Origin of the sequence: Tepidamorphus gemmatus (assembly GCF_004346195.1) — a bacterium.
GTDB classification, from domain to species: Bacteria; Pseudomonadota; Alphaproteobacteria; order Rhizobiales; family Tepidamorphaceae; genus Tepidamorphus; species Tepidamorphus gemmatus.
The window spans coordinates 537,856-550,288 of record NZ_SMAK01000001.1 but is presented as its reverse complement, the minus strand read 5'-3'; the positions used below and the strand labels follow the sequence as shown (position 1 = coordinate 550,288).

The 12,433-nt window shown below is 67.1% G+C and carries 10 protein-coding genes; 8 read left to right on the top strand and 2 right to left on the bottom strand.

Annotated elements, in window-relative coordinates; translation table 11 throughout:
• Window positions 1-105: 105 nt before the first annotated feature.
• A complete protein-coding gene (locus EDC22_RS02600) occupies window positions 106-678 on the bottom strand; it encodes an LOG family protein (RefSeq protein WP_425385498.1) in 573 nt (190 codons plus the stop codon).
• A gap of 132 nt (window positions 679-810) precedes the next feature.
• On the opposite strand from EDC22_RS02600, the gene EDC22_RS02595 reads away from it, so the two are divergent.
• From EDC22_RS02595 to EDC22_RS17855, 4 genes are all read left to right on the top strand, one after another.
• Window positions 811-1,686, top strand: coding sequence for a crotonase/enoyl-CoA hydratase family protein (locus EDC22_RS02595; protein ID WP_132805024.1), 876 nt, complete (start codon window positions 811-813; stop codon window positions 1,684-1,686).
• Between the two features lie 167 nt (window positions 1,687-1,853).
• A complete protein-coding gene (locus tag EDC22_RS02590; protein ID WP_132805023.1) occupies window positions 1,854-2,327 on the top strand; it encodes a DUF992 domain-containing protein in 474 nt (157 codons plus the stop codon).
• 360 nt (window positions 2,328-2,687) lie between these two features.
• Complete coding sequence (locus EDC22_RS02585; RefSeq protein ID WP_132805022.1) at window positions 2,688-4,547, top strand: ABC transporter ATP-binding protein; 1,860 nt, start codon at window positions 2,688-2,690, stop codon at window positions 4,545-4,547.
• Between the two features lie 181 nt (window positions 4,548-4,728).
• On the top strand, window positions 4,729-5,298 hold the full coding sequence (locus EDC22_RS17855; RefSeq protein ID WP_165926758.1) for an SH3 domain-containing protein: 570 nt from the start codon (window positions 4,729-4,731) through the stop codon (window positions 5,296-5,298).
• A gap of 248 nt (window positions 5,299-5,546) precedes the next feature.
• Here EDC22_RS17855 and EDC22_RS02575 read toward each other — a convergent pair whose 3' ends face one another.
• The gene (locus EDC22_RS02575; protein WP_132805020.1) at window positions 5,547-6,323 is read right to left on the bottom strand and encodes an outer membrane protein; all 777 of its coding nucleotides are present in this window, start codon (window positions 6,321-6,323) and stop codon (window positions 5,547-5,549) included.
• A 278-nt stretch (window positions 6,324-6,601) separates the two neighbouring features.
• Here EDC22_RS02575 and EDC22_RS02570 point away from each other — a divergent pair, with 278 nt between their 5' ends.
• From EDC22_RS02570 to EDC22_RS02555, 4 genes are all read left to right on the top strand, one after another.
• Window positions 6,602-7,432 (top strand): lytic murein transglycosylase, encoded by an 831-nt coding sequence (locus tag EDC22_RS02570; protein ID WP_132805019.1) that lies wholly within the window; start codon window positions 6,602-6,604, stop codon window positions 7,430-7,432.
• Window positions 7,433-8,206: 774 nt separating this feature from the next.
• Window positions 8,207-10,939, top strand: a complete 2,733-nt coding sequence (gene uvrB / locus EDC22_RS02565) for an excinuclease ABC subunit UvrB (protein WP_132805018.1) — start codon at window positions 8,207-8,209, stop codon at window positions 10,937-10,939.
• A gap of 152 nt (window positions 10,940-11,091) precedes the next feature.
• On the top strand, window positions 11,092-11,424 hold the full coding sequence (locus tag EDC22_RS02560) for a type II toxin-antitoxin system HicB family antitoxin (protein WP_132805017.1): 333 nt from the start codon (window positions 11,092-11,094) through the stop codon (window positions 11,422-11,424).
• Window positions 11,425-11,897: 473 nt separating this feature from the next.
• Window positions 11,898-12,251, top strand: coding sequence for a BA14K family protein (locus EDC22_RS02555; protein WP_132805016.1), 354 nt, complete (start codon window positions 11,898-11,900; stop codon window positions 12,249-12,251).
• The last annotated feature ends 182 nt before the right edge of the window (window positions 12,252-12,433 follow it).

Below are 12,433 nucleotides of genomic sequence, written 5' to 3'. Positions count from 1 at the left end.
GTTCCGGAGACCACAAGACGTGGATGGCCGGGACAAGCCCGGCCATGATGGCGGAACGGACATCACGGACCGCGGCGAAGCGGACAGCTGCGCTCGTCGCAGCCCCTACGGCCTTACCCGCTCCGCCGGCGCAAGCCACTTGCGAGGCGGGGCAACATAGGCACGGAAACGCGCGATGATCGCGGCGGGCTCGGTCTCGAAGGCGAGCATCGCCCCGTGCTCGGGCGCAAGGAATCCGGCGGCGATCATGTTCGCCACCATCTCCCGCACTGGGGCGTAATAGCCGCCGACATCGAGGAAGCCGCAGGGCTTGGCGTGGATGCCGAGCTGGCCCCAGGTCCATTGCTCGCAGATCTCCTCGAGCGTTCCCGCCCCGCCCGGCAATGCGACGAATCCGTCGGCGAGGTCCGCCATCAGCCGCTTGCGCTCGTGCATCGAGCCGACGATGTGGAGTTCGCTCAGGGATCGGTGCGCGAGTTCCCGGTCGACAAGGGCCTGCGGGATCACGCCGATCGCCCGTCCGCCAGCCGCCAGCACCGCATCGGCGGTGATCCCCATCAGCCCGACATGGCCGCCGCCATAGACAAGCTCGATGCCACTCTCGGCCAGCGCATGCCCCATGGCCCGCGCCGCATCGGCATAGGCCTCGTCGTTGCCCGGCTTCGAGCCGCAGAACACGCATATCCGCATGGCCACAGTTTGAGTCGGGAATCGCGGCGAAGTCGAGTGACGGTTCAATGGCGGCTTGACTCCCGCCCCCTGCGCGCCGCCCTCTCGGACACACGCCACACGCCTCGGAGGATACGCGCCATGACCGACTACCATTCGATCCGCTACACGGTCGTGGGTCGGATCGCCACCATCACGCTGAACCGCCCGGAGCGGCTGAATGCCATCGACCGCCATATGCCGCAGGAGATCGAGGCGGCCGTGCGACAGGCAAATGACGACGATGCGGTGCATGTGATCGTGGTGCAAGGTGCCGGACGCGCCTTCTGCGCCGGCTACGATCTGGCGGAGTTCGCTGAGACCCCGGGGCAAAATCCCGGCGTGCAGGACATGCCCTGGGATCCGATGCTCGACTTCCGGTTCATGTATGCCAACACCCAGGCCTTCATGAGCCTCTACCGTTCCTACAAGCCGACGATCGCCAAGATCCGCGGTCACGCGGTAGCCGGCGGCTCCGACATCGCCACCTGCTGCGACCTGATCGTGATGGCGGAGGATGCGCGAATTGGCTACCCGCCGGCGCGCGTGTGGGGCTGTCCGTCCGTCGGGCTCTGGGTGTTCCGCGTGGGACCGCAGATCGCCAAGCGGCTGCTGTTCACTGGCGATCTCATCGACGGTCGCACCGCGGTGGATTACGGGCTGGCGCTCGAGGCGGTACCGGACGCACACCTCGATGCGGCGGTGGATGCGCTCGCGGGACGCATCTGCGGCGTGCCGAAGAATCAGCTGATGATGATGAAGCTGATGGTCAACTCGGCCCTCGACAACCAGGGGCTGACCACGACCCAGCAGATGGCGACCCTGTTCGACGGCATCGCCCGCCATTCGCCCGAGGGTCTGTGGTGGAAGGCCCGTGCCGAGACGGTCGGCTTCAAGCAGGCCGTGGCCGAACGCGATTCCGGCGCCCCGATCGCGGCGGAAGCGGAAAAGCGGCTGCCCGCCTGGCCAGTGCCCTAGCACATCGGATGCGGCCAGTTCAGCGCGTCTCGATAACCCCGCATTGACCGAGACGGCTGCAATATCGGGATAGTCTCCGCGAATTGCCGGAACGTTCGCGGCGAGGTCGGCGTTGGTGCAGCGCAACTGCCGACCAACGACACGAAACCCGATCGGGAGAGATTGAGATGCATACATTTGCCAAGCTTGCCGCAGCCGCCGCCGTGGTCACGCTCGTGGCGATCCCGGCATCAGCCCAGGACCGCGTCGAGGCTGGCCTGCTCGAGTGCACGGTCGCCGCCGGCACCGGTTTCGTCGTCGGCTCGTCGAAGGACTTGAACTGCACCTTCAAGAAGGCCAACGGCGGAACCGAGACCTATGTCGGCCGCATCAGCCGCTTCGGGATCGATATCGGCCACACCTCCCAGACCCAGATCGTCTGGGCCGTGCTGGGCCCGGCTGCCGACATCCCACCGGGCACGCTTGCCGGCAATTACGGCGGCCTGTCCGCCGAGGCAACCGTCGGCGTCGGCGTCGGCGGCAACGCGATGATCGGCGGCAACAACAAGGCGATCGTGCTGCAGCCATTCAGCGCCCAGGCCCAGACCGGTATCGACCTCGCCGCCGGCGTGTCGGCGATGGAGCTTCGCCTGGCCAACTGATCGGCGTGACGTTGGCACGGCAACAGCGGCGCCTCCCGCAGGCGCCGCTCCTTTTTTCGACTTCCCGGCCAATTGCCACTTGTGGCGCAGGGGAAGGCCCTTAAGATCGAGACGGCCCTTAAGATCGAATCGTCAGTCAGCGGCGCTTGTCGGTCAGCGGCGCTCGGCTGCCCGTTTTGACCAAAACCCATTCCCCGATCGACCGTACCGGGCGCTGTCCGTCAGCTAGCGGCGGAAGCGCGGCGCGGCGGGTACGTGCCCCCTGTCCCGGCAATGTCGATTCGCCTGCCCATGTATCGACTGCCCTATATTGTGCGGGACGCGTCGCCTGCGACGCGGGGCAGACAATCCGGACCGGACATGTTCCGCTACTTCGAAACCATCATCAAACCGACCGCGACACCGCAGCGGCCACCGCCTCCGGAGGGGCTTGTCGCCTTCTACTGGCATTTCGCCCGCCAAGCGAAGGGGCTGTTCGCGCTGCTGCTCGTTGTCGAGGTCCTGCTGGCGCTGAGCGATGCCGCGGTGCCCTGGATCATCGGCCGACTGGTAACGATGGTCACCACGATCCCTGCCGAACGATTTCTCGCCGAGACCTGGCCGACGTTGCTCGCCATGGCGGCACTGATCCTGATCGCGCGGCCTGCGGCCACAGTCGCGCGTTCGGTCGTGTCCAACCAGGCGCTGTCGGCCCCGTTTTCCAGCCTCGTGCGCTGGCAGAGCCACTACCACGTCGTGCGGCAGAGCTGGGGCTTCTTCCAGAACGATTTCGCCGGCCGCATCTCCAACCGGGTGATGCAGACCGGATTCGCGCTGCGCGAGAGCCTGACATCGGCGATCACGGCCGTCTGGTACATCGTCGTCTACGGCATCACAGCGATCGTCATGCTCGGTGCCGCCGACCTGTGGCTGGCGCTTCCGGTCGTTCTGTGGTTCGCCGCCTATGTCGCAATGCTTGTCTACTTCGTCCCACGCATGCGCGAGCGGTCACGGCGCCAGTCGGAGGCGCGCTCGGCGCTGATGGGGCGGATCGTCGACAGCTACACCAACATCCTCACCGTCAAGCTGTTCGCGCGACCGCGCGAGGAGGACGACTTCGTGCGCAGCGGCGTCGACCGCCATACAGACCGCGTTGCCGAACAGCTGCGCCTATTTACCGGCTTCAGCGGCGTCCTGTCGCTGATCAATGCCGCCCTGATCGCCGGCTCGGGGGCGCTGTCGATCTGGCTGTGGACACTGGGCAAGGTCGAGGTCGGCGCCATCGCCACGGCATTGCCGCTCACCTTCCAGCTTACCAACATGTCGCGCTGGATCGCCTTCCAGATCACCTCGATCTTCGAGCAGATCGGCGTCGTGCAGGAGGGCATGCAGACCATCGCCCGCCCGATCAGCCTGACCGACCGCCCTGGCGCCGCGGAACTGAAGGTGGAGCGCGGCGAGATCGTCTTCGAGAACGTCACCTTCGGCTATGGCCGCGACAACGGCGTCATCGAGAACCTGTCGCTGGTGGTCCGGCCGGGCGAGAAGATCGGCATCGTCGGCCGGTCGGGGGCCGGAAAGTCGACACTGGTCCACCTGCTGCTGCGGTTCTTCGATCCCGAGCAAGGCCGCATCCTGATCGACGGGCAGGATATCGCTGCCGTCACGCAGGAATCGCTGCGCGCGGCAATCTCGATGGTCACGCAGGACACCTCGCTGCTGCACCGCTCGATCCGCGACAACATCGCCTATGGCCGCCCCGGCGCCAGCCAGGCCGAGGTCGAACGCGCCGCGCGGCTGGCGCATGCTGATGAATTCATCCGTTCGGCCGTGGACTGGAAGGGCCGCACCGGCTACGACGCCCATGTCGGCGAGCGCGGCGTCAAGCTCTCCGGTGGCCAGCGCCAGCGCATCGCGATCGCCCGCGTGATCCTGCGCGACTCCCCGATCCTGGTGCTCGACGAGGCGACGTCCGCGCTCGATTCGGAGATCGAGGCCGCGATCCAGTCGAGCCTCGAGACCCTGATGGCCGACAAGACCGTGATCGCCATCGCCCACCGCCTGTCGACCATCAACCGGATGGACAGGCTGGTGGTGATGGATGCCGGCCGGATCGTCGAAGCAGGAACCCACGCCGAACTGCTCGCCCGCGACGGACACTATGCCCGTCTGTGGCGCCGACAATCCGGCGGCTTTCTCGGCACCGGCGAAGAGGCCGATCCGGCAGCTGCGGCCGAATGAGAGTCCTGGAGCCACACAGGCGCATCAGCAAGAAGGCCGGGCTCGGATCAAGGCGCCCCGCCGGCAGCTGGGGAGTCCCCTTCGCCCAGGGGATCCGGCCCGGCCGACAGGACCGAACCCGCTGGCCGGCATCGGCGTTTATGATGATGCGGATACCGCACCTGCATCGAGGAGACGTCCCATGCGGACAGAAATGCTGGCTCTCGCCGCCTTCGCAGGCGCCCTGGCAATGTCCTCGGCGGCCGAAGCGGCCAACGGCTTTACCACAGGCAATGTCAACATGCGCAGCTGCGGCTCGACCCAGTGTCGGGTCATCACAACGATTCCCGCCGGAGCGCCGGTAGAGATCTACGGCTGCACGCAAGGCTACCGTTGGTGTGATACCCGATACGGCGGCTTGCGCGGTTGGGTGTCCGGCTCATATCTGCGCGCTATCGCGCCCGGCTATGCCACGCCGAGCCCGCTGCCGACGATCGGCGCGCTGCTTGGCATCGCCATCATCGGCGGGGCGATCGCCGGCAGCTACTACGACGACTATCCCTACTATCGCTACGGCTACTACTATCCGGGCTGGCGGCCGCCGTACCCCGGCTGGCGACCGCCCTATCCGGGCTGGCGGCCGCCCTATCATGGGGGTGTGCCCGCCTATCCCGGCCGCCCGCGGTTCGGCGGCGTCCCGATCCGTCCCGGCGGTGGCCTGCCCGCCTGGAATGCTCCGCTCGGTGGCGGCGGCGTTCCCGGCGGTCGCTGAGCAACACGGACGGAGACGGTCCCAATTCACGCCCTCTTCGCTGAAGGGGCGGCGCCAGCCGCTCCTGACGGCTGCAGGCGAGCGGCTGCCTGGCAGCGGGAGTCCGCCGAGGCTAAGGATACCGAAGGAAGCTCCCCTCGGCACAGCCGCCCAAAAGAAAGCAGCGGCCCCTGTGGAGCCGCTGCAATCGATCGAGCCGGCCGCCCTGGCGCCGGGGCGGTACCGCCCCGGACGCCGGTTCGGCAGGATCAGAACCTGTAGTTGACGCCGACCTTGGCGGTGTGCGCGGTCACGTCGAAGTTCTGGCTGTACGCTAGGCCGTTCGAGGCCACGCCGGCGATGTCGAAGTCACCGAAGTCGAAGTACATGTACTCGGCCTTGATGCTCCAGTTCGGCGTGAACGCATATTCGAGACCGCCACCGAGCGTCCAGCCGACCATGGTGTCGCTGCCGGTGGCGTTGATCAGCAGCGCGCCGCAACCGCCGACGTTGCACGAATCGTTCGTGGTCGCGTCGGCATTGAGGAACGCCACACCGCCCTTGGCGTAGAGCAGGACCTGATCGGCCGCGAAGCCGATACGGCCGGTCAGGGCGCCATAGAAGTCCGAGTCGAACTTGGTGTAGGTGTCCGGAACCGGCAGGAGCAGCGAGTTCGGGTCAAGACGGCTGTCCTTCAGGTCCATGTAGCCCAGCTCGCCCTCGATGCCGAGCACGAACTGGTTCATCTGCCAGTTGTAGCCGGCCTGCGCACCACCGAAGAAGCCGGTGCCGTCGAGGCTGTAGTTGGCCCCGGTGCCGTTGTAGTAGGTCAGTGTCGGGGCGTTGAACAGCTCGGTCGCCTCGACATCGCCCCATGCGGCACCCGCGAACAGGCCCATGTAGAAGCCCTGCCACGACCAGACGGGAGCGGCCGCCATCGGCGGCGGCGGCGTGTAGCTCGGCATGTCGGCCGCCATCGCGCCGGTAGGAGCGAGAACCGCGAGCGACAGGGCGCCGGCGGCAATCAGAGAACGCTGGTAGGTCATCAATCTACTTCCTTCTGCATCGGCCCAATCAGGAAACACGGTCGTTGCCTGTTGGTTTCACGGGTTGGCCGTACACGCGGGCAGAATTTGGGCAGCTCTCGATGAATCGGGCGTAAACTCCGCCCCGCCACACAAGAATGAGTCAGCGCCGTTGCAGTTCCGCAACACTTTGCCGCCCGTCGGCTGGTTCGTGTCGCTGCCTGCCGTCACGGTAACGTAACGGAATCGTTAACCCGATTAGTGATAGAGGGGAACCGACAGTTCAGGGGAGTAGGCCGATGGCGATCCCAGGCACGCGCCTTCCGGTTCCAGCACTGGCGCTCACCGCGGCGCTGCTCGCCGTCGTGACCGGCAACATGGCCCATGCCGCCCAGTGCCAGCCGCCGGGAGGCTTCAACGCCTTCCTCGCCCAGTTCAGATCGGAGGCGAAGCAACTCGGCGTGTCTGCGAAGGCCCTCGCCGCGCTCGACGGTCTCACCGAGGACCGGAAGGTGCTGTCGCTCGACCGAAACCAGCAGCACTTCCGGGTCAGCTTCGAGGAATTCGCCCGCCAGCGCGTCACCTCCGGGCGAATCAGCAAGGGCAAGGCGCTGCTCAAGCAGCATTCTGCCTTGCTGACGCGGATCGAGCAGCAGTTCGGAGTGCCTGGACCGATCCTGATGGCGATCTGGGCAATGGAGACCGACTTCGGCGCGGTGACCGGCAACATGAGCGTCATCAGGTCGCTCGCTACCCTCGCCCATGACTGCCGCCGCACGCAGATGTTCCAGAACGAGCTGCTTTCGGCGCTGCGGCTGATCGACCGTGGCGATCTGTCCGCCGCCGAAATGCGCGGCGCCTGGGCTGGCGAACTCGGCCAGACCCAGTTCCTGGCGTCCAACTATGTCCGCTTTGCCGTTGACTACGACGGCAACGGCCGCCGCGACCTCATCCGCAGCGTGCCCGACGTGCTGGGCTCCACCGCCAACTACCTCAAGGCATATGGATGGCAACGCGGACAACCCTGGAACGAGGGAAGCGTCAACTTCCCCGTGCTCGCGCAGTGGAACAAGTCGACCAACTACCAGAAGGCGCTCGCGCTGATGGCGACCCGCATCGCCGCCAACTGAGCCCGTCGGCATGCGCAAGGACACGCAGGCGCCATCCGCAACGCCGCCGTGCCGACCCTAACGCCGACCTGGCGATGCCCCTCTGGCGAGGCCCCTGTTGCGGCAAACCCGTCGCTCCGAACGAGGCAAGCGGCGAGCGAGTTCCCGAGATGACAACAAAAGACCCGGTGCATCGCTGCCCGGGTGTCTAATCCTAGCTCAATTTCCCTTGCTGAATTTTGAGGCAGGACACGCCGCCACTTTGGGCTTGTAGCGTGCAAGCCGAGCCCCTATCTTTTGCAGTGCAGCATCGCTCTGCCGTTTCGTGATGCTGCAGCCCTCCTTGGGCGTTTCCTCCCTAGACTTGGGCCGTCCGGCGATGCCGGGCGGTCTTTTTTTTTCGGCGAGTTGAGACACTAGCGCGACATTCCGCCGCGCGCAAGCGGCAGGCGCCGATTCGACCCACGATTGCCGCGAATTTGTGCGCTGACGCGGCACCCTGCACGCGGTCCTGCCCGGGGCCATCGTACCCGCTCCCTGAGCCGGCGCATGTCCGCGCGCTGCGCCCTCCGAATCGCCCCGGCAGCAGCTTGCATGCGTCAGGGCTCACCGTGATCCTTGAAATCGGTCTGAGTCCGCAGCAGCGGGCTCGCGAGCGCAGCGCGATCAACCGACCCCACCTCTCATCCCCTGCCGCAGTCCGCGCCGGGCCTCCTGACAACGCCCTGTCAGCAGTGCCGCCACGGGCGCAACCGCCCCCTCGCCATGCCACCGGACTCGGCCCATATTGCCGCCATGACCAGACGCAATAGAACTGCCGCGCCGCGCGGCCTTGAGGAAGCCCCGCAGGCGGATCTTGAGGGGTCGCCGCTCGACCTCGACGACCTGCTGCCGCCGATGTTGCGCGACGGCGAGGCAGGGCGGCGCGCGCGCGCAGCCGGCGCCAACATGAACTCCGGAAATCCCAGACCTGCGCGCATGCCCCGCTCCAGGGCGGCACGCCCCGCCCGAGCTCCCCGCATCGAGGGAACCGAGGGCGTGGACCTGATGGATCCCGCCACCGGCATCACGCCGACGGCGGGCGCGGAGGACCACGAAGCATCCCTGGCCGTCGTCGCGGCACGCAGCAACCTGGAGGCGCTGCTGGCGCGCGGCCGGCCGTTCTACGTGCCCGACGACGCGCCCGACTGGGTGCCGCATCGTCCTGCACGCCCGGAGAAGTCCGAGGGAGGCGTACCGTTCAGACTCGTTTCGGACTTTGAGCCACGCGGCGACCAGCCGAGCGCCATCGCCGAACTCGTGGCGGGCATCAATGCCGGCGAACAGACCCAGGTGCTGCTCGGCGTCACAGGATCCGGCAAGACGTTCACGATGGCCCAGGTGATCGAGCGCACCCAGCGTCCGGCGCTGATTCTCGCGCACAACAAGACTCTGGCCGCCCAGCTCTACGGCGAGTTCAAGTCGTTCTTTCCGGACAACGCGGTCGAGTATTTCGTCTCCTATTACGACTACTATCAGCCGGAGGCCTATGTCCCGCGCACCGACACCTATATCGAGAAGGAATCGTCGATCAACGAACAGATCGACCGGATGCGCCACGCCGCCACCCGGGCCCTGCTCGAGCGCGACGACGTGGTGATCGTTGCCTCGGTGTCCTGCATCTACGGTATCGGTTCGGTCGAGACCTACACCGCGATGACCTTCGGGCTGAAGTGCGGCGAGCGGATCAGCCAGCGTCAGTTGCTCGCCGACCTGGTGGCGCTTCAGTACAAGCGCAACGATCAGGCCTTCCAGCGCGGGACCTTCCGGGTGCGCGGCGACACGGTGGAGCTGTTCCCTGCCCATCTGGAGGACCGCGCCTGGCGCATCTCGCTGTTCGGCGACGAGGTGGAATCGCTGACCGAGTTCGACCCGCTGACCGGCCGCAAGACCGACGAGTTCGAGCAGATCCGCGTCTACGCCAATTCACACTACGTCACCCCGCGCCCGACGCTGCAGCAGGCGATCAAGGGCATCAAGATGGAGCTGAAGGCGCGGCTCGAGGAACTCAACCGCGCGGGCCGGCTGCTGGAGGCGCAGCGGCTCGAGCAACGCACCCTGTTCGATCTCGAGATGCTCGAGGCGACCGGATCCTGCGCCGGGATCGAGAACTATTCGCGCTATCTGACGGGCCGTGCTCCGGGAGAACCGCCGCCGACGCTGTTCGAGTATCTGCCGGACAATGCGCTTGTGTTCGTTGACGAGAGCCACGTCACCATCCCGCAGATCGGCAGCATGTATCGCGGCGACTTCCGCCGCAAGGCGACGCTCGCCGAGTACGGCTTCCGCCTGCCCTCCTGCATGGACAACCGGCCGCTCAGATTCGAGGAATGGAACGCCATGCGGCCGCAGACCATCGCGGTGTCGGCCACCCCCGGTCCGTGGGAGTTGGCCGAGACCGGCGGCGTCTTCGCCGAGCAGGTGATTCGCCCGACCGGGCTGGTCGATCCGCCGGTCGAGGTGCGTCCGGCCCGAACCCAGGTCGACGACCTGCTCGACGAGGTGAAGCGGGTCGCTCAGGCTGGCTACCGCTCGCTGGTCACCGTTCTGACCAAACGCATGGCCGAGGACCTGACCGAATATCTGCACGAACAGGGCGTCAGGGTGCGCTACATGCACTCCGACATCGACACGCTGGAGCGCATCGAGATCATCCGCGATCTGCGGCTCGGCGCCTTCGACGTGCTGATCGGCATCAACCTTCTGCGCGAGGGGCTCGACATCCCCGAATGCGCCCTGGTCGCCATTCTCGACGCCGACAAGGAAGGCTTCCTGCGCTCCGAGACCTCGCTGATCCAGACAATCGGCCGCGCCGCGCGCAACGTCGACGGCAAGGTGATCCTGTATGCCGACACGATCACCGGCTCGATGGAGCGGGCGATGGCCGAGACGAACCGGCGCCGCGAGAAGCAGCTGGCCTGGAACGCCGAGCATGGCATCACGCCGGAATCGGTGAAGAAGAACATCGCCGACATCCTCGGTTCGGTCTACGAACAGGACCATGTGACCGTCGATGCCGGTCTCGCCGACACCGGCGCCACCTACGGCCACAACCTGCGCGCCGTCATCGAGGATCTCGGCAAGCGGATGCGGGAGGCGGCCGCAAATCTCGACTTCGAGGAGGCTGCCCGCCTGCGCGACGAGATCCGCCGGCTCGAACAGGTAGAGCTCACCGTTGGCGATGATCCCCTGGCGCGTCCCGAGGACACCGGCGAAGGCCGCGCCCGGCGCGCCGGATCGTCCGTGCGCGCCGCCGGGGCCGCTCTCCCCTCCTCCTCGCCGGGCGGGGTTGGGGGTGGCGGCACGACCGTATCCCGTGCCCGCAAGCCCACCCTCGACGAGATGGGCCCCCATGCCGAACGCCCCGCGCCGCGCACCCCGGACGGCTGGACCAAGCCGGAACGCAAGCCGCCGATCGGGACGAATGCGAAGGGGCGGTCATCGGGCGGCCGTCCGGGAACGCGAACCTTCAAGGGGAAGGGGCGGTAGGGAACGGCACGAGGCCGTGGGGGGACCCTTGACGACGTCGGGGAGCGCTCCCAAATCCGACGTGGATCCAGAAATCCAATGCACCCTCAAGCGCGCGGCGGGACAGTGCCCTGCGGGCGCGTTCCGCCTCGATTCGAAAGGGAGTCGAAACGATGCGGAGTTACGTCGGACTTTTCCGGAGCGATCGGTCGGGCAGCTGGACGGTCAGCTTTCCCGATCTGCCGGGCTGTACGGCCGAAGGGGCGGATTTCCGTTCCGCGCTCGATCATGCCGCCGAGCAGCTGGCCAGCCATCTGGCCGGAATGGACCGCCCGCCGCGTCCTCGATCCGCAATGGAACTGACCCTCGACGCCGCCGGCGACCCGGCCCTCGCCCGCAGCTTCGTCAATGCCGTGATGCACACGGTGGTGGCGCTTGATCGGCCAGAGGTCCCGCCGCCGGCCATGCGCCGGGGATCGACCCCCGTCCCGGCGATGCACGCCTGAGACCCGGGCCGGGCACGGGCGGGCGCACGGGCCCCGCCCGTCAGCGCCGGCCGAAACGGACAGGCCGCCATCGGCAGCGGCCAAGTCCATCGTCGCAGATCGCTGCAGACCCCGACCAGGACATGCCGCGCCTGTCCGCGGGCCGACCTTCCGACATTACTCCGGAATTGCTGCATTTCCGCGACCATCACATCGCTCCCGAGGGGTCGGATGGTGCGTCGCCCGACCGGGCAGAACCCGCATCCGGGACTGCGTGGTCCTGAAGGAGGGGTAAGCGGCCGCGCGGCCGTCGCGCGGAGGCCTGCCACTTCGCCTCGCATGCCTTGCGCAATGCGCATTCGATGCCCCGCGCGGCCGTGGACCGTTCATGTGCGGTTCAGCCGCCGCGCTTCATAAGGAGTCCGGACAGTCGGGAACGGCGCGGCGGAAGATGGGCTTCCCCGCTTCGCCCGGCGCAACAGGCAGGACACGTTATGAGGACCACGTTCAAGACGATTGCCGCCGCCGGCCTTGCGCTCGTTCTGGGCGCGGCTTCGCTTCCCTCCGACGCGAATGCGGGCGGCTACCATTACCGCCACTATCATGGCGGCGCCGCTGCGGCCGGCATTCTCGGCTTCGCCACCGGCGCCATCCTCGGCTCGGCGCTCGCCCAGCCGCGCTACTACGCGCCGCCGCCCGTCGCCTACTACCCGCAGCCGGTCTACTATGGCGCCCCTGCGCCCTGGACGCCGGCCTGGTACGCCTATTGCGCGTCGAAGTACCGGTCGTTCAACCCCTCGACCGGCTACTTCCTCGGCTATGACGGTCGCTATCACTTCTGCAGATAGCGCCTTTTGCGGTACCGACCCCGACCTGCGGATCGGTGGCAGAGACGGCCGCGGCGCCGGGCGCCGCGGCCATTGGCGTTTGCCTCGCCGGTACCCTCGAAACCTGCGGCGCGGCCGGATCCGTGCCCATCAATCGACGGCGGACGTCGCATCTGTTCGCTCAAGCCTCGCGACCAACCGTT